This window comes from Vibrio sp. 10N.237.312.B06 (assembly GCF_041464685.1).
Classification (GTDB): domain Bacteria; phylum Pseudomonadota; class Gammaproteobacteria; order Enterobacterales; family Vibrionaceae; genus Vibrio; species Vibrio tasmaniensis_A.
In genome coordinates, this window is sequence record NZ_JBFSPI010000106.1 from 1 (window position 1) to 16,090 (window position 16,090).

At 45.0% G+C, this 16,090-nt stretch carries 19 protein-coding genes and 1 tRNA gene; 5 read left to right on the forward strand and 15 right to left on the reverse strand.

Going from position 1 to position 16,090, the window contains the following annotated elements; genetic code table 11:
* Positions 1-6 precede the first annotated feature (6 nt).
* The 4 genes from AB6C75_RS20665 to mutY form a co-directional block, all read right to left on the reverse strand.
* A tRNA-Phe gene (locus AB6C75_RS20665) sits at positions 7-82 on the reverse strand.
* A 103-nt stretch (positions 83-185) separates the two neighbouring features.
* Positions 186-1,319 (reverse strand): membrane-bound lytic murein transglycosylase MltC, encoded by a 1,134-nt coding sequence (mltC, locus tag AB6C75_RS20670; protein ID WP_017103679.1) that lies wholly within the window; start codon positions 1,317-1,319, stop codon positions 186-188.
* A gap of 69 nt (positions 1,320-1,388) precedes the next feature.
* Positions 1,389-1,661, reverse strand: coding sequence for an oxidative damage protection protein (locus AB6C75_RS20675; RefSeq protein WP_010435637.1), 273 nt, complete (start codon positions 1,659-1,661; stop codon positions 1,389-1,391).
* Between the two features lie 28 nt (positions 1,662-1,689).
* Positions 1,690-2,748, reverse strand: a complete 1,059-nt coding sequence (gene mutY, locus AB6C75_RS20680; RefSeq protein ID WP_269337069.1) for an A/G-specific adenine glycosylase — start codon at positions 2,746-2,748, stop codon at positions 1,690-1,692.
* Between the two features lie 165 nt (positions 2,749-2,913).
* Between mutY and trmB the strand changes: the two genes are divergently transcribed.
* Together trmB and glsB are read left to right on the forward strand one after the other, a co-directional pair.
* Positions 2,914-3,633, forward strand: a complete 720-nt coding sequence (gene trmB, locus AB6C75_RS20685) for a tRNA (guanosine(46)-N7)-methyltransferase TrmB (RefSeq protein WP_372109011.1) — start codon at positions 2,914-2,916, stop codon at positions 3,631-3,633.
* A 186-nt stretch (positions 3,634-3,819) separates the two neighbouring features.
* Entirely contained in the window at positions 3,820-4,740 is a 921-nt protein-coding gene (gene glsB / locus AB6C75_RS20690; RefSeq protein ID WP_009847707.1) for a glutaminase B, read from the forward strand.
* A 61-nt stretch (positions 4,741-4,801) separates the two neighbouring features.
* On the opposite strand, the gene hemW is transcribed toward glsB, so the two are convergent.
* The 7 genes from hemW to AB6C75_RS20725 form a co-directional block, all read right to left on the reverse strand.
* A complete protein-coding gene (gene hemW, locus AB6C75_RS20695; RefSeq protein ID WP_372109012.1) occupies positions 4,802-5,989 on the reverse strand; it encodes a radical SAM family heme chaperone HemW in 1,188 nt (395 codons plus the stop codon).
* A complete protein-coding gene (locus AB6C75_RS20700; protein ID WP_372109014.1) occupies positions 5,989-6,588 on the reverse strand; it encodes an XTP/dITP diphosphatase in 600 nt (199 codons plus the stop codon). Before AB6C75_RS20700 ends, hemW begins: the two co-directional genes overlap by 1 nt.
* Before the next feature lie 48 nt (positions 6,589-6,636).
* Positions 6,637-7,068 (reverse strand): DUF4426 domain-containing protein, encoded by a 432-nt coding sequence (locus AB6C75_RS20705; RefSeq protein ID WP_017103296.1) that lies wholly within the window; start codon positions 7,066-7,068, stop codon positions 6,637-6,639.
* A 28-nt stretch (positions 7,069-7,096) separates the two neighbouring features.
* A complete protein-coding gene (yggU, locus tag AB6C75_RS20710) occupies positions 7,097-7,387 on the reverse strand; it encodes a DUF167 family protein YggU (RefSeq protein WP_076672332.1) in 291 nt (96 codons plus the stop codon).
* Between the two features lie 29 nt (positions 7,388-7,416).
* Positions 7,417-7,974, reverse strand: coding sequence for a YggT family protein (locus tag AB6C75_RS20715; protein ID WP_017067798.1), 558 nt, complete (start codon positions 7,972-7,974; stop codon positions 7,417-7,419).
* Positions 7,975-8,050: 76 nt separating this feature from the next.
* Positions 8,051-8,869 carry a pyrroline-5-carboxylate reductase gene (gene proC / locus AB6C75_RS20720; RefSeq protein ID WP_372109017.1) on the reverse strand — a complete coding sequence of 273 codons (819 nt, stop codon included), beginning with the start codon at positions 8,867-8,869 and terminating at the stop codon, positions 8,051-8,053.
* Positions 8,870-8,981: 112 nt separating this feature from the next.
* Positions 8,982-9,686, reverse strand: coding sequence for a YggS family pyridoxal phosphate-dependent enzyme (locus AB6C75_RS20725; RefSeq protein WP_372109019.1), 705 nt, complete (start codon positions 9,684-9,686; stop codon positions 8,982-8,984).
* 26 nt (positions 9,687-9,712) lie between these two features.
* Here AB6C75_RS20725 and AB6C75_RS20730 point away from each other — a divergent pair, with 26 nt between their 5' ends.
* Both AB6C75_RS20730 and AB6C75_RS20735 read left to right on the forward strand, forming a co-directional pair.
* The gene (locus tag AB6C75_RS20730; RefSeq protein WP_012604833.1) at positions 9,713-10,750 is read left to right on the forward strand and encodes a type IV pilus twitching motility protein PilT; all 1,038 of its coding nucleotides are present in this window, start codon (positions 9,713-9,715) and stop codon (positions 10,748-10,750) included.
* A gap of 14 nt (positions 10,751-10,764) precedes the next feature.
* Positions 10,765-11,874: a PilT/PilU family type 4a pilus ATPase gene (locus tag AB6C75_RS20735; protein WP_041472921.1), complete on the forward strand. Its 1,110-nt coding sequence runs from the start codon at positions 10,765-10,767 to the stop codon at positions 11,872-11,874.
* Positions 11,875-12,207: 333 nt separating this feature from the next.
* Here AB6C75_RS20735 and ruvX read toward each other — a convergent pair whose 3' ends face one another.
* The 4 genes from ruvX to rsmE all read right to left on the reverse strand — a co-directional run bounded on the left by ruvX (position 12,208) and on the right by rsmE (position 15,062).
* On the reverse strand, positions 12,208-12,630 hold the full coding sequence (gene ruvX, locus AB6C75_RS20740; protein WP_372109022.1) for a Holliday junction resolvase RuvX: 423 nt from the start codon (positions 12,628-12,630) through the stop codon (positions 12,208-12,210).
* Between the two features lie 60 nt (positions 12,631-12,690).
* Positions 12,691-13,254 (reverse strand): YqgE/AlgH family protein, encoded by a 564-nt coding sequence (locus tag AB6C75_RS20745; protein ID WP_102340779.1) that lies wholly within the window; start codon positions 13,252-13,254, stop codon positions 12,691-12,693.
* A 116-nt stretch (positions 13,255-13,370) separates the two neighbouring features.
* On the reverse strand, positions 13,371-14,321 hold the full coding sequence (gene gshB, locus AB6C75_RS20750) for a glutathione synthase (RefSeq protein ID WP_372109024.1): 951 nt from the start codon (positions 14,319-14,321) through the stop codon (positions 13,371-13,373).
* 9 nt (positions 14,322-14,330) lie between these two features.
* Entirely contained in the window at positions 14,331-15,062 is a 732-nt protein-coding gene (rsmE, locus tag AB6C75_RS20755) for a 16S rRNA (uracil(1498)-N(3))-methyltransferase (protein WP_372109026.1), read from the reverse strand.
* A 222-nt stretch (positions 15,063-15,284) separates the two neighbouring features.
* Between rsmE and AB6C75_RS20760 the strand changes: the two genes are divergently transcribed.
* Positions 15,285-15,695, forward strand: coding sequence for a hypothetical protein (locus tag AB6C75_RS20760; protein ID WP_372109028.1), 411 nt, complete (start codon positions 15,285-15,287; stop codon positions 15,693-15,695).
* Positions 15,696-16,090 lie beyond the last annotated feature (395 nt).

A 16,090-nucleotide genomic window follows, 5' to 3' on the forward strand; every position in this document is an offset into this window, starting at 1 on the left:
AAATTGTGGTGCCCGGAGGCGGAATCGAACCACCGACACGAGGATTTTCAATCCTCTGCTCTACCGACTGAGCTATCCGGGCAACGGAGCGCTATTAAACGGATTTTCTGCATAACCGTCAACACCTTTTTTGAAAATAACTAAAAAAAACGTTCGTTAGTTGTTTTTTTATTCAAAAGTGAGGCTTACGTTTTACCTTGGTTAAAATCTTTCTTGAATTTTGTTACTTTCTCTAAGTATCGGCGCGACTCTTTATTGGGATGTTTCTTTGTTAGTGCCCAGTAAGCTTGACTCGGTTGCAATGAATTTAAGTCACGCATTGCTCGCTTTCTATCCTTACTGAAAGTATTGAGCACGCCACCAGTGCCGCCGTTGTATGCAGAGATCATACTGTACTCAAGCGTGGTTGGGTGTTTTACGTCTTTTAAATAACGATTTTTAAGGATGTAAAAGTATGCGGTGCCTGCATCAATGTTGTTTTCTGGATTGAATAAGTACTCAGGACTTGGTTCTCCAGGTTTCTTTTTAACGAGCTTAAAGACATCTCGTCCAGCGGTTTTAGGTACCACCTGCATAAGACCATAAGCATTTGCCCAGCTCACCGCGTAAGGATTGAAGCTGCTTTCTGTCTTGATGATTGCATAGATCAAGTCTTCAGGGATGTCATAGCGTTGAGATGCTCGTTGTACTATGTCGGCATACTTATAACTACGTTTGCTCGCATGATCTGCCACCATTGGGATTTCGACGTAGTAGGCTTTTTTAAAGTCTACCTCTTTGGTTTTTAGGTTATTGGCGATCAGGTAATCTGCGAATTTGTTAGCACGCCATGTCCATTGGATGGGCTTTTTCTCTTGGTCTACGACTTGGTTGTAGAGGAAAGGTTGACCTTCTAGCTTTATGCTTTTGGACGAAAATAGATCGACATGAGCTGGATCATCGGGTGTCAGGAGCGTCGTCATGATCGCATTTTTGAGGTGCTTTTTAGGATCTGTTAAGGAGACGGTTTCTACCGTTATGATACCTTGACTGAAGTTAACTTCTGAACGGCTTAGATAATTGTCTATGTATTTCACATAGTTACTCTTACCTGCCATCTTTACTTCACTGCTGCCCCAGCGCTTTTGGATATTGCCTGAAAAGCTACTAATCAAAGCATCCAACGCCCCAGTATCTTTTTCAAATTGCCCTGGTAGTTCTGCCAAATTACTTACAAACCGGTTGGTTGGTTCGTAGTTAACATCATAAATGCTTTCGACAAATTCACGACTGCACCCTGTTAACAACATGGCTGTTAGGAAGTAACTTAGCTTTTTCATAGTTCCTCATACAAAAATGACATCGTGGCGTAAACCATGATGTCATTAAAATTTATTTAAATAAATGTCTTATTCGCTAGGCGGGGTATAGCCATCAATAACGACATCTTTACCTTCGAAAAGGAAGTTAACCATCTCAGTTTCAAGAAGTTTACGATGCTCAGGATCCATCATGTTCAGCTTCTTTTCATTGATAAGCATGGTTTGCTTACTTTGCCATTGTCCCCAAGCTTCTTTAGATACGTTGTCAAAGATACGCTTACCTAGGTCACCCGGGTAAAGTTGAAAATCTAGGCCTTCAGCATCTTTTTGAAGGCGAGCACAAAATACAGTGCGGCTCATAGTGGTTCCTCTTATCGCGTTCGTTGATTCAAACGTCGTTCAGTTCAAAGGGTAGGCTCTCAATAAGCTGCTTTACAGGAGCGGCTAGGCCAATTTCTTCCGGTTTTGATAAGTTATACCAGAGACCTTTAGTCCCTTCCATTATCAAATCTGGTTGTTTATCTAATTTTACTAATACAGGCGTGATATCTAAGTGGTAGTGGCTGAAAGTATGTCGAAACGCAATCATGGTCTTGATCGAATCGGTTTCATTGTCTTTGATCGAACGAAGGTCTAACTGATGTTCGATCTCTGCGTTTTCATTCTGAGGGAAACAGAATAGTCCTCCCCAGATACCAGATTGAGGGCGTTGTTCGAGCCATACTTGATTGTTGTGGTACAGAATCACAAACCATGTTTCTTTTATTGGCTTTTCTTTCTTAGGCTTCTTACCAGGGAAATCGAGCTGCTTATCGAGCTTCTTAGCTTCACACATGCTTTCAATCGGGCACAACGTACATTTGGGCTTGCTACGAGTACAAACCATCGCACCCATGTCCATCATGGCTTGATTGTACTTATCAACATCTTGATTGGGAGTGTGTGCTTCTGCGTGTTCCCAAAGCTGGTTCTCGACTTTCTTTTGCCCCGGCCAACCTTCTACTGCAAAGCTTCTCGCTAAGGTGCGTTTGACGTTGCCATCAAGAATCGCATGAGGGAGTTTATGCACAGAGGACAACACTGCAGCGGCAGTAGAGCGTCCAATACCCGGTAGCGCGTTCATTTCTTCGATAGAAAGCGGAAATTCACCACCATATTGCTCAGCAACGATCTTGGCTGCTTTATGCAAGTTACGAGCTCGCGCGTAATAGCCAAGCCCTGTCCATAAGTGCAGCACCTCATCTTGTTCGGCGTTCGCTAGGTCGATAACCGTAGGAAAGCGCTCCAAGAAGCGTTGGTAGTATGGAATCACCGTAGCAACCTGAGTCTGCTGAAGCATGATTTCAGATAGCCAAACGGTGTAGGCGGTTTTGTTTTGTTGCCAAGGTAATTCTTTACGCCCGTAGGCGTCATACCACTTTAATATGGCGGTTGCGAAAGGAGTCACGACATGCTCTATGCTTTGCTATTATTAGAAGCGAAATTGCACCACACTTAACGTTGGATGTAAAACAGACAAATTGTGTGGGAATTTATCCACGGAAAGACTTGCACCAGAGGCAATTCTTTGGATAATCCCCGCTTTGATTAATCAATGTGCAGGCAAAAATCAATGAGTGAAGTGACCACTAACGAATATACTGAAGACGGCAAACTGGTTCGTAAGATCCGTAGTTTTGTTCGCCGCGAAGGCCGCTTAACAAAAGGCCAAGAAAACGCGATGAACGAATGTTGGCCAACAATGGGTATCGACTACAACCCAGAACTTCTTAATTGGAAAGAAGTGTTTGGCAACGACAACCCTGTTGTACTAGAAATCGGCTTCGGTATGGGTGCATCACTGGTTGAAATGGCAAAGAATGCGCCTGAGAAAAACTTCTTAGGTATTGAAGTTCACAGCCCAGGTGTTGGTGCGTGTTTAGGTACAGCTCGCGATGCTGGCGTAACTAACCTGCGCGTAATGTGTCACGATGCAGTAGAAGTATTTGAACACATGATCCCAGACAGCAGCCTGCATACATTGCAACTGTTCTTCCCTGACCCATGGCATAAAGCTCGTCACCACAAACGTCGTATCGTTAAGGCTGAGTTTGCAGAGATGGTTCGCGGTAAGCTGCAACTTGATACTGGTATTTTCCACATGGCAACAGACTGGGAAAACTACGCAGAACATATGATTGAAGTGATGAACGTAGCTCCAGGCTTCAAGAATGTCGCTGAAGATGGTGATTACATTCCTCGTCCGGATGAGCGTCCACTGACTAAGTTTGAAGCTCGTGGCCACCGTTTAGGCCATGGTGTTTGGGACATTAAGTTCAAGCGTACTAAGTAATTCTGAATCAAATTAAGTGAAGGTGAATCGAGTTAGGATTAAACCCTACACTTTATGGGATTGATAAAAGCCAACATTATTGTAGTGTTGGCTTTTTTGTCCTTAGGCTTTTATTGCGATAAAGGTTTAAGGACAGAAAGTAATGTCGTACCCCCTACAAAAATAACAATAAAGAAGTAAGCACACATGAAACCAACTCAAGCTATTTTGGCCGAGATTTTAGATGAAGTTCGCCCTTTAATTGGTCAGGGAAAGGTCGCTGATTATATTCCTGCATTGGCTCGTGTATCGAACCAGAAATTGGCGATTGCGGTATACACCAATGAAGGTGAAGTCATTCAAGCTGGCGATGCCGATGAAGCCTTTTCCGTGCAATCAATCTCTAAAGCTTTAAGCCTGACGTTGGCGATGGTGTTGTATAAGCCGGAAGAAATTTGGCAACGCGTTGGAAAGGAGCCTTCAGGACAAGCCTTTAACTCGATGATTCAGCTTGAGATGGAACACGGCATCCCTCGTAACCCGTTTATTAATGCTGGCGCGATTGTCGTCGCCGATTTATTACAAAGCCGTCTATCAGCACCAAGACACCGTTTATTAGAATTTGTCCGTCAGCTATCAGGTGATACACATATCGTGTATGACAAGGTTGTGGCAGCTTCTGAGATGATGCACAGCGATCGTAATGCTGCTATCGCTTATTTGATGCGTTCATTTGGTAATTTTGAGAACGATGTAATTCCCGTACTCAACAATTACTTTCATGCTTGTGCGCTTAAAATGACCTGTGTTGACTTGGCGAAGACCTTTAGCTATTTGGCAAACAAAGGTGTGTCGGTTCAAACCAAGAAAGAGATCATTACGCCTGTTCAAACTAAGCAGTTGAATGCTCTGCTTGCGACATGTGGTTTGTACGATGGGGCGGGAGAGTTTGCTTATCGTGTTGGTATGCCAGGAAAGTCTGGTGTCGGTGGCGGGATTATTGCGATTGTTCCTGGCGAAATGACGATCGCGGTGTGGTCTCCGGAACTAGACGCGTCGGGTAATTCACTGGCGGGAACTCAGGCTTTAGAATTGCTCTCTGAGCGTATTGGTCGCTCTATTTTCTAAGTTCTAAGTTCGACAAAAAAGCCTCCCGTGATGAGAGGCTTTTTGTATTCTAGTGTTCGAACTATTCGTCTTCTTCTGCCATAAAGGCTTCTAGCAAATCATTTAGGAATAGCTTCCCTTTTTCAGTGATCTGCCAATTAGTGTCGGTTTCATTCAAGTAGCCTAGCTCTTTTGCCCATTCAATAGTTTCTTGAATAGAGTCAAAACCAAGCCCCGTAGTATCAATGAAATCCTGCTTTGGACATGCTTCCATTAGCCTGAAGCGGTTCATGAAGAACTCGAAAGGGCGGTCCTCATTAGGGACTTCAAGTTCATCCGACAGATAGGGCTTCACCAGATTCTGATACGCGGCTAGGTAGCCTCTAGGGTGTTTAACCTTAGTGGTGCGAACAATACGTCCATCTGCAAAGCTCAGCTTGCCATGAGAGCCACAGCCAATCCCTAGGTAGTCACCAAAGCGCCAGTAGTTGAGATTATGCTGACACTGATATCCCGGCTTGCTGTAGCCTGAAATTTCGTACTGTACATAACCTGCGTCTGCGAGCTTCTTATGGCCTAAGTCGAAGATATCCCAAAGGTCATCATCGTCAGGCAGCTTTGGCGTTTTGTAATAGAACATGGTGTTAGGTTCTATTGTTAGCTGATACCAAGACAAATGTGGAGGATCGAGCTCGATCGCTTTGTCCAAATCAGCCAAGGCCTGATCAATGCTTTGATCGGGTAAGCCGTGCATTAGATCTAGGTTGAAGCTATTTAATCCGATTTTATGCGCTAAGTGAGCAGTATTCACTGCTTCATCTTGACCGTGAATACGCCCAAGCCTTTCCAGTTTCTCTTGTTCAAAACTTTGCACACCCACCGAGATTCGAGTTATGCCTGCTTTTTGGTAACCAGCAAAACGCTCAGCTTCGATAGTTCCCGGATTAGCTTCCATGGTGATTTCTATTTCAGGTTTGAACGGAATGCGTTGTTCAATGCCTTGCAGCAATCGACCTATTCCTTCTGGAGAAAATAGACTCGGCGTGCCGCCACCAATAAAGATCGAATGCAATGGGCGAGGTGCGCCATTGAGTTGGTATTTTTCGATATCGGTATCGAGATCCTCAAGCAGAGCATCGATGTACTCTTTTTCAGGAATCTCGGCTTTGAGAGCGTGAGAGTTAAAATCACAATACGGACACTTTTGTACACACCATGGAATGTGGACATAGAGGCTGAGTGCGGGTGGTATTAGCGCTGCATTGTGCATTACAGAGCTTGCTCCTTGAGAGTCTTGAATAATGACGCGAGGGCTTTACCACGGTGTGACAGTTGCTTCTTACGTGACGATTCAAGTTCTGCTGAGGCGCAGTTATCTTCTGGTACAAAGAATACAGGATCGTAGCCAAAGCCATTCTCACCGTGTTCTTCAGTCAGAATACGACCTTCCCATTTACCGTGACATACTAATGGAGTCGGATCGTTTTCGTGACGCATTAGCACCAATACACAGTGAAAACGAGCTGTGCGTTTTTCAACGTCGACACCTTGCATAGCATCTAACAGCTTTTCGATGTTCTGTTTATCAGTCGCCCCTTCTCCTGAGTAACGCGCTGAGTAGATACCGGGTGCACCATTAAGGCAATCAACTTCTAAGCCTGAATCGTCAGCAATGGCTGGTAGACCCGTCTCTTTCGCAGCGTGGCGAGCTTTGATGATGGCATTTTCAATGAAAGTTGTTCCCGTTTCAGCGACTTCTGAAACATTAAACTCATTTTGCGCGACAACGTCGAAACCAAACTCAGACAGAATATCTGCCATCTCGCGAACTTTGCCTTGGTTGCCTGTTGCTAAAACAATCTTACTCATGGGAATGTGGCTCTAATAAGTTAATGACTAGAAAAGTGAGCGTTGAAGCTACTCTTCTATATAGAATTTTTGTGTAAAACGCAGTGGACCTGTGCCTTTCAAACCAGCGTTAACATCAATATCAAAAGTGATGTTCTCTTCGTGAGTGATAGGGAATTCAGCAAGGTAATAAATCGCATCACCTTCCTTTATTTCACGGAAGTTAAGCGTGCGAGTGTTACCTACTAGGTTCCGAGCTGTTCCCGTAATTTTAGCCGTTGTAGCAGGCTTGCCTAGAGAAGCGTTGTCTAGCACGCTGATATTTAGAATCGCTGAGTATCCGTTTCGTTTCAGCTTATATTGCTTAGCGACCTGCGCAGTTAAAAACGTGGAATTGAAAGCCGAGTAATGAACCTCGACATCCTTGATACTTTTAAACTGTCCTGCCGAGCTTGGTAGGGCAATCAGAGCGGTGAGTAGTGCTGTTATCCATAGACGCATAGTGACTCCAATAAATAGCAAAAAGCCATCATAGGATGGCTTTGACTTCAGTTGGGATCTGGCTTGGTGAGCATATTCGAACTTGCTTATGCCGACCGAGCTCTCCCTTTTCTATCTTAATTTGCCCTTTCGCGACCTTAAATTGTTTCGCAAGGTATTTCGCTAAGTGAGCATTTGCTTTGCCATCAACCGGTGGTGCAGTAATGGCAATTTTCATTTCCTCTCCGTGTAAGCCAACGATTTTATCGCGGCTTGCCTTGGGTTGGATATAGAGCCGAAGAAGAATATCGTCTTCTTCCGCCCAAACTGCTTTTGGCATCGTCAAAGTACCTGAGGTTCGTACTTGAATTATAGCTGATACCAAATAGGACCGATCATGTCGCCCATTAGGAAGTTCGCAAATTGTAGAACAATGAACAGAACCAGCACACTTAGATCGAAGCCACCCATATCAGGAAGGATACGGCGAATTGGAACTAGCATTGGTTCTGTTAACTGGTGGAATACGTATTCGATTGGGCTACGGCCTTGGCTAACCCAGCTCAGGATTGCACGGATTAGTAGAACCCAGAAAATCAAACCACCAGCTGCTTTGAGTAGAGATAGTGCGCCAAAGATCAGGAAGCTAATATCAAATACAGCCGCACCGCCAGAGATAATCAAGTTTAGAGCGACGAACTTAAGTACACACAGCACATAAGCGAATACAACAGTCGCAAGGTCAAGGCTGCCTATTGATGGAATCACTCGGCGTAGTGGGGCAACAACCGGTTGTGTCGCTTTTACGATAAATTGTGAGAATGGGTTGTAGAAATCTGCACGTGATGCTTGTAGCCAGATACGCAAGATCACAACCATGATGTAAAGATCAAAAACGGTCGAGATCAGAAAGCTCATCGAATTCATATTGTTTCCTTTTTCGGATTTACTTGCCGCTTAGGTATAACCCGAACGACACAATGCTTTTGTACTGTAACTAGTATCAAAACAGTTTTTCCATCTCTTCAGCTCGAGCGACCGCCGCTTGCATGGCTTTTGCTACGATATCTGACAGTTGATGTTCGTTAAACGTGCGTAGTGCTTCTGCGGTTGTGCCGCCTTTTGAAGTCACCTGTTCACGTAGAGTAGATAACTCAGTATTTGGATTCGCAACCACCATTTCTGCCGCACCTAATGCAGACTGCTGCACTAGTTTACGAGCGGTTTCTTGGTCAAAACCTTGATTGATAGCTTCAGCTTGCATCGCTTCCATAAACAGGAAAAAGTATGCAGGAGCACTACCTGCTGCCGCAATGATGTTGTTGATGCCAGACTCTTGTTTAACCCAGCTTACTTCACCTACGGCTTGCATTAACTGAGAAGCGAACTCTTTATCACCCTGACTAACCGTTGAGTCAGCATAAAGGCCACTCATCCCTTTACCAAGCAGTGATGGCGTGTTTGGCATAACACGTACAAGGTTTAGCTGGCAGTTTAACATCTCATTGAGTCGATTCGCATTAATACCGGCTGCAATTGAGATAACCAGTTTGTTGCTAAAGTCGATGCTTTGTAAGGGTTTGCATACATCAGCCATCATTTGTGGCTTCACTGATAGCACAACAACGTCTGCTTGCTCTGCTGCGGCAATATTATCGCTGGTGGTATTGATGCTGTACTCTTGCTCTAGCGGCAGCCTTCTGGTGTCTGAAGGTGCTGTAGCAGTAATCTTTTGCGCTGGGTAACCACTCGCGACTAAGCCCGCTACAATTGAGCGAACCATGTTTCCCGCCCCAATAAAGGCGATGTTCTTATGTTCCATATATAAAATCCTGAGCGTGTCGCTGCGCGGTTAAAGCGAAGCGGTATCAATACTGTATTTTTCGTTGCCACTTGTTGTTGCTTGTTGTAGCTATTTCTTGTTACGTGCTGTGCTATTTCGCGTAATCACGAGCACCGAAGATAGCCGTTCCAATGCGAACCATAGTGCTGCCAGCCTCAACTGCTGCATCCATATCACCACTCATACCCATCGAAAGGGTATCTATGTTTGGATACTTTGCGGCTAGCTTATCTTTAAGCTCTGCCAGTTGAGAAAATGCCTTAAGCTGAGATTGATAGTCAGATACGTTAGCGGGAATCGACATCAATCCTCTTAAAGTGAGGTTGGGGAGCGACGAAATCAACTCTGCGAGCGCAAAAACTGTCTCTTCTGACGTTCCTGATTTCGAATCTTCACCACTGGTGTTCACTTGAATGAGCACTTGTAGAGGTGGAAGCTCGTTTGGTCGCTGATCATGAAGCCTTTGTGCGATCTTATCGCGATCAACGGAATGCACCCATTGGAAGCTTTCCGCAATAGGGCGAGTTTTATTAGATTGGATTGGGCCAATAAAATGCCATTCTAAATTTAGGTTAGAATGTTGTTCTGAAAAGTGTTTTACTTTATCGACACCTTCTTGAACATAGTTTTCACCAAAGGTAACTTGACCTCCGAGTGCGGCTTCTAGAATCGCATCAATAGGTTTAGTTTTACTGACGGCTAAAAGTTGCACGGAGTCTGGAGCTCGTCCGCACTTTTGTTCAGCACTACGAATCTGTGAGGTGATTTGTTCGATATTTTGTTGAATACTACTCATAGCTGACTTTACTTAAGGGAAAATAAATGGATATCACTGAGTTACTAGATTTTAGTGTAAAGCATAACGCGTCAGATCTACATCTTTCTGCGGGTGTATCTCCAATGGTACGTATAGATGGTGAAGTAAGGAAGCTTGGAATCCCAGCTTTGAGTCATGCTGATGTGCATCGTTTAGTTTTTGAGATCATGGACGACTCACAGCGCGGTGAGTTTGAGGAGAAATTGGAAGTAGACTTCTCTTTTGAATTACCCAATGTTGGTCGATTCCGTGTTAATGCTTTTAACCAAGCTCGTGGGTGCGCAGCGGTCTTTCGAACCATCCCTGTAGAAATCCCAACGTTAGAGCAGTTGGGCGCACCTGATATTTTTGAAAAAATTGCCAATTATGAAAAAGGCTTAGTGCTGGTGACGGGCCCTACGGGTTCTGGTAAATCGACAACTTTGGCGGCGATGGTTGATTATGTAAACCGTAATCACAACAAACACATTTTGACCATTGAAGACCCAATTGAATTCGTTCACACCAACAATAAATGCCTAGTCAACCAGCGTGAAGTTCACCGTGATACTCACAGCTTTAAAGCGGCGCTGCGCAGTGCGTTACGTGAAGACCCAGACGTAATTCTTGTAGGTGAGCTTCGTGACCAAGAGACGATCAGCTTAGCGCTAACCGCAGCTGAAACTGGTCACTTAGTTTTTGGTACTTTGCATACTAGCTCTGCAGCAAAAACCGTAGACCGTATTATCGATGTATTCCCGGGTAGCGACAAAGATATGGTTCGTTCGATGCTGTCTGAATCGTTACGTTCGGTGATTGCCCAGAAGTTACTAAAGCGTGTCGGTGGTGGTCGTGTCGCTTGTCACGAAATCATGATGGCGACACCTGCAATCCGAAACTTGATTCGTGAAGATAAAGTCGCGCAGATGTACTCGATCATTCAAACGGGTGCAGCGCACGGTATGCAGACCATGGAACAAAATGCGAAGCAGCTGATGGCTCAGGGCTTGGTTGACTCGGAAGAGGTCGAGAAAAAGATTGAAATTGAAACCTCAATGTTTTAATCAAGGTGGACATTATGGAATTGAATCAAATCCTTGAAGGGATGCTTTCTCAAAAGGCGTCGGATCTTTACATCACAGTCGATGCGCCAATTCTATTTCGTGTGGATGGTGAACTACGACCTCAGGGAGAGAAGTTGAATGCTGATCAAGTATCTCAGTTACTTGATGCAATGATGGATCAAGATCGACGCGATGAATACAAGCAAACGCGTGAGGCTAATTTTGCCATCGTGCGTGATTTTGGTCGTTTTCGTGTGAGTGCATTCTTTCAGCGAGAGCTACCTGGAGCGGTAATTCGTCGCATCGAGACTAACATCCCAACCTTTGAGCAATTAAAGCTTCCTGACGTACTACAAGACCTTTCAATCGCTAAGCGCGGGCTTGTGCTGGTGGTTGGTGCGACTGGCTCTGGTAAATCGACCTCGATGGCTGCGATGACAGGCTATCGCAATACCAATCGTTCAGGTCATATCTTGACGGTTGAAGACCCGATTGAATTCGTACACGAACATAAAAAGTGCATCGTGACTCAACGAGAGGTTGGACTCGACACCGAAAGCTATGAAGTCGCGCTTAAAAACTCGTTACGCCAAGCCCCTGATATGATTTTGATTGGCGAAATCCGTAGTCGTGAAACCATGGAATACGCGATGACCTTTGCTGAAACGGGTCACTTGTGTATGGCAACCCTGCATGCCAATAACGCTAACCAGGCGCTAGAGCGTATTCTTCACTTGGTGCCGAAAGAGCAGAAAGAACAGTTCCTGTTTGATCTGTCGATGAATCTGCGTGGTGTGGTCGCTCAGCAGTTAATACGCGATAAAAATGGCAATGGTCGTCATGGTGTCTTCGAAATTCTGCTGAATAGCCCTCGTATATCTGACTTGATTCGTCGTGGTGAGTTGCATGAGTTAAAAGCGACCATGGCCAAATCGAAAGAGATTGGTATGCAGACTTTTGACCAAGCTTTGTATGATTTAGTGGTTGCGGACAAGATTAGCGAGGATGATGCATTCCATAGTGCAGATTCTGCCAATGACTTGCGTTTAATGCTCAAGACCAAACGTGGCGATGATGACTACGGAACTGGTGCGTTGGCTGGCGTTAAGATTGATATGGGCTAAGTCACGGCTTTGTTGATAAACACAAAACCCGCTTCTGTGGCGGGTTTTATTCGTTTATAACTTAATGCATGTTAGATGAGTGCATGTTGGAGCGATGGTTATCATATGAGTAACCGCGCTCCTTTTCTAATTTGATTTTTGACGGGTACTGTTGACCGTCGTAACCCGCGGAACCGCTTCCCATTGAGCTGCATGCCGTTATAGATAACGCTATGAATGTTGCTAGAAAAATTTTCATATGAACTCCCAAGTTCTTTTCCTTTATCGCTCCTCCATTACGCAGTTAAAATGGCAAGGGATCATAAGCTTGCTCGAGTTTGCTAAATAAATAACTTAGCCATATTGTGCTTCAAACCAGCTCTCTAGAATTACAACGGCTGATTGATTATCGATGTTACTTTTACTTAGCGCTTTATAGCCGCCCATTTCAAAAAGGTCGGCCCTTGCTTCTGTCGTAGAAAGTCTTTCATCATGCAGTTCAACATCCACACCAAAGCGTCCTTTAAGACGGTTAGCGAATTTCTTCGCTCTGGGTGTAATAGCTGCTAGATCTTTACCATGAAGGTCGGTCGGAAGGCCAACCACGATAAGATTTGGCTGCCATTCCTTAATTTGCTTCTCGATATCGTCCCAGTTAGGGATGCCATCTTTGGCTTTAAAAGCTTTTAGAGGGCTTGCGGTGCCCGTGATTTCTTGTCCTATCGCACTGCCGATACTTTTTGTACCGTAGTCAAATGCCATAATTGTTCGTGACATGGGGTTTCCAAATTTATCTGTGTTTGAGATTGTTTATTTATTTTATGGAGCTAATTTGAGCTAGGCGTGTCCAGCGTCTGCTGAAAGCTGAGCCGCGTTAATACCTAACATTTGCACGGCAACTTTCCAGCGATCCGAAATTGGCGTGTCGAAGATAACCTTTGGGTCGGCCTCAACGGTTAGCCATGAGTTTTCAGTCAGCTCGATTTCCAGTTGTCCTGGTTCCCATCCTGCATAACCAAGCGCGACCAGATAATGCATAGGTTCATCTTCAGTCCCTAAGACCATCAGAATATCTTTCGAGGTTGTTACCGAGATTTGATCCGTCATGTTGATGCTGGATTGATAACTGCCTTTGGGTTTGTGCAAAATAAACCCACGGTCTTCTGCAACTGGCCCACCATTAAGTACTGGCTTATCAAGGCTTGCTTGGTTGGGTTTCGGCTGTTCAGAATCAACCTCAACTTGCTTAAGCATACTGCCAACAGTGACATCGATAGGAGCGTTGATCATCAAACCCATCGCACCTTCGTCATTGTGCTCACAAAGATAGATCACCGAATTTTGAAAGTATGGGTCTTTCATTCCGGGCATAGCGACCAGAAAGTGGTTCGTTAAATTCATAGAGCCTCCTGCCAGTGTGTTCCCAGTAAAGGAAAAAGAGCGGCGTAAAGCCGCTCATTGTTCTTTGCCTAGATATTTTTGTGTTTTCGAATAGCTAAGACTTTCTTAAGTTTAGGCTATTTAGCGTTAACGCGACGCTCGATTGCATCCATGAATTTACCCGTAACAGAAATATCAAAAGCAGCTTCAATTTCACGGATACAAGTTGGGCTCGTTACGTTAATCTCAGTTAGCTTGTCACCGATAACATCAAGTCCTACAAAGATTAAACCTTTCTCTTTTAATGCCGGTGCAACTGCTCTTGCGATAGCCCAGTCTGTTTCACTCAGCGGGCGAGCTTCACCTGTACCGCCAGCAGCAAGGTTACCTCGAGTTTCCCCTTTCGCAGGAATACGCGCTAGGCAGTAAGGCATTGGTTCACCGTCAACCACAAGAATACGCTTATCACCATTGCTGATGTCTGGAACAAAGGTTTGTGCCATTGCGTAGTTTTGACCATGGTTAGTCAATGTCTCAATGATCACTGATACGTTTGGATCGCCTTCTTTCACTCGGAATATAGACGCGCCGCCCATGCCATCAAGTGGTTTTAGGATCACGTCACCGTGCTCTTCTCGGAACGCTTTAATCTTTTCAGCTTTACGAGTCACGATGGTGGTTGGTGTCAGTTCAGGGAACCAAGCAGTGAACAACTTCTCGTTACAGTCACGTAGACTTTGTGGCTTGTTGACGATCAGTGCACCGTTCTCTTCAGCACGCTCAAGAATGTAAGTCGCGTAGATGTACTCAGTATCAAACGGAGGATCTTTACGCATCAGTACCGCATCTAAATCGGATAGCGCGATAGTCTGTTCTGATTTGAACTCGTACCAACCGTTTGGATCTTCTTTTAGTTCAACAACCTTAGTGTCAGCAATGGCTACGCCTTGATCTAAATGTAGATCATCCATTTCCATGTAATGGATTTCGTAACCACGACGCTGAGCTTCAAGCATCATGGCAAAGCTAGAGTCTTTTTTGATGTTAATGGATGAAATTGGATCCATTACGATGCCAAGTTTGATCATTTCTTTCTCCTAGCCTAGATCGCCAAAACGAACTTGTAAGGCGGTAATTGCGGTTAGAGCAGCAGTTTCGGTACGAAGTACACGTGGGCCGAGTAGCGTCTCTTCAAATTTGTATTGTTCTGTCATACCGATTTCTTCAGCGGACAGTCCGCCCTCAGGACCGATCAAGAGGCGTACCTTACTGATGGGTTCTGGAAGGGTATTAATTGAGTATTTTGCACGAGGATGCAGGTTTAGCTTCAGCGCTTTACTCGGTTCGCTGCACCACTCTTCAAGCTGCATGATTGGGCGGATAACCGGAACCGTATTGCGGCCAGACTGTTCACATGCTGCGATAGCAATCTTTTGCCACTGCGCGAGTTTTTTCTCGAAGCGTTTAGTATCTAGCTTAACGCCACAGCGCTCTGAAATCAGAGGGGTAATGGTGTTTACACCAAGCTCAACCGATTTTTGAATCGTGAACTCCATTTTGTCGCCACGTGAAATCACTTGGCCTAAATGTAAGTCTAACGGAGATTCGCTGCTGCGCTCGATACGCTCAGTAACATTAACTGTGACGTTCTTTTTTGATACTTCAGCAATTGTCGCAGGGAATTCAGCGCCACTGCCATCAAACAGAAGAACATCTTGACCTTCTTTCATACGAAGGACTCGACCAACATGACCCGCGGCATCTTCGCTAAGAGCTAGTTGCCCCAGTTGGTTAATCAATTCAGGGTGGTAAATTCTTGGAGTTCGCATTATTTAATATCTCACGCTGTAGAGCAGAACAATAGGATGGAGTCTAAGGTGAAATAAAACAAGTCGGTACATAAATATTTACATGAAAACCCTATAAAAAATAGAGTCATATATTCATCATTATTATCGTTTACTGTATGCTGCACCAGAATTTTATGTGATGAAGGTCTCATATTTCCTGAGCTCTCCTCTTATTGTCTATCTACGCAGAAACGAAACGATATGAAAAAAACACTGTTATTAATCTGTATGTTAATGCTTCTCTCTGGATGTGGAGGAGGAGGTGCTGAAGGAAAAGCAACTGATAATACGCAAGTCGGCTCTGGTGGAAGCGGCGGCGGTGCTGGAAGTGGTTCTGGTGGCTCAGGCGAAAGTGGCGGTGGAGGCGAAAGTGGTTCTGGTGGCTCGGGCGGCAGTGGCGGCGGAGACAGCAGTGGTTCGGGCAGCTCTGGCGAAAGCGGCGGCGTGCCGAAAGTGGTTCTGGTGGTTCAGGCGGAAGCGGCGGTGGAGACGGAAGTGGTTCTGGTGGCTCAGGCGGAAGCGGCGGTGGAGACGGAAGTGGTTCTGGTGGCTCAGGCGGAAGTGGCGGCGGAGACGGCAGTGGTTCGGGCGGCTCTGGTGGCGGCCAGGTAAAACCTACTTTAGATAAATATGAAACGCTACCTCAGACATTCTCTGCGGATGTTACTCGTAATGGGCATACTGTAAAAATTGAAGTCTCTAAGTATTCGGTAAGAAGAGCAGATACCGAGTTCTACTATTATGACGCTTCAAAATCGTCTTCTTTAATTGCCTTTGACTATACTCCCGAAGTTCGTAGCTACCGTGGACAAATTGTGGGGGAGCCAAGCTCGCAGGTTATTGGATATGTGGATTCTAAAAATCAATTTTATGGCTTCGTCTTTTATGGTGAGGACAAAGCGTGGATAGTTGAAAATCTCCCTGTTCCCAATTTGAACAATATAGCTCAAAAAAAGTTAAATGACCTCCGGCGGAGCCGGAGGCTTATTGGGTGACGCCCTCTAAGG

Excerpts from the sequence above, each read along its gene's own strand:
- mltC (WP_017103679.1), bottom strand. The coding sequence starts at position 1,319 with ATGAAAAAGCTAAGTTACTTCCTAACAGCCATGTTGTTAACAGGGTGC.
- AB6C75_RS20675 (WP_010435637.1), bottom strand. The coding sequence starts at position 1,661 with ATGAGCCGCACTGTATTTTGTGCTCGCCTTCAAAAAGATGCTGAAGGC.
- trmB (WP_372109011.1), top strand. The coding sequence starts at position 2,914 with ATGAGTGAAGTGACCACTAACGAATATACTGAAGACGGCAAACTGGTT.
- glsB (WP_009847707.1), top strand. The coding sequence starts at position 3,820 with ATGAAACCAACTCAAGCTATTTTGGCCGAGATTTTAGATGAAGTTCGC.
- hemW (WP_372109012.1), bottom strand. The coding sequence starts at position 5,989 with ATGCACAATGCAGCGCTAATACCACCCGCACTCAGCCTCTATGTCCAC.
- AB6C75_RS20700 (WP_372109014.1), bottom strand. The coding sequence starts at position 6,588 with ATGAGTAAGATTGTTTTAGCAACAGGCAACCAAGGCAAAGTTCGCGAG.
- AB6C75_RS20705 (WP_017103296.1), bottom strand. The coding sequence starts at position 7,068 with ATGCGTCTATGGATAACAGCACTACTCACCGCTCTGATTGCCCTACCA.
- yggU (WP_076672332.1), bottom strand. The coding sequence starts at position 7,387 with ATGCCAAAAGCAGTTTGGGCGGAAGAAGACGATATTCTTCTTCGGCTC.
- AB6C75_RS20715 (WP_017067798.1), bottom strand. The coding sequence starts at position 7,974 with ATGAATTCGATGAGCTTTCTGATCTCGACCGTTTTTGATCTTTACATC.
- proC (WP_372109017.1), bottom strand. The coding sequence starts at position 8,869 with ATGGAACATAAGAACATCGCCTTTATTGGGGCGGGAAACATGGTTCGC.
- AB6C75_RS20725 (WP_372109019.1), bottom strand. The coding sequence starts at position 9,686 with ATGAGTAGTATTCAACAAAATATCGAACAAATCACCTCACAGATTCGT.
- AB6C75_RS20730 (WP_012604833.1), top strand. The coding sequence starts at position 9,713 with ATGGATATCACTGAGTTACTAGATTTTAGTGTAAAGCATAACGCGTCA.
- AB6C75_RS20735 (WP_041472921.1), top strand. The coding sequence starts at position 10,765 with ATGGAATTGAATCAAATCCTTGAAGGGATGCTTTCTCAAAAGGCGTCG.
- ruvX (WP_372109022.1), bottom strand. The coding sequence starts at position 12,630 with ATGTCACGAACAATTATGGCATTTGACTACGGTACAAAAAGTATCGGC.
- AB6C75_RS20745 (WP_102340779.1), bottom strand. The coding sequence starts at position 13,254 with ATGAATTTAACGAACCACTTTCTGGTCGCTATGCCCGGAATGAAAGAC.
- gshB (WP_372109024.1), bottom strand. The coding sequence starts at position 14,321 with ATGATCAAACTTGGCATCGTAATGGATCCAATTTCATCCATTAACATC.
- rsmE (WP_372109026.1), bottom strand. The coding sequence starts at position 15,062 with ATGCGAACTCCAAGAATTTACCACCCTGAATTGATTAACCAACTGGGG.
- AB6C75_RS20760 (WP_372109028.1), top strand. The coding sequence starts at position 15,285 with ATGAAAAAAACACTGTTATTAATCTGTATGTTAATGCTTCTCTCTGGA.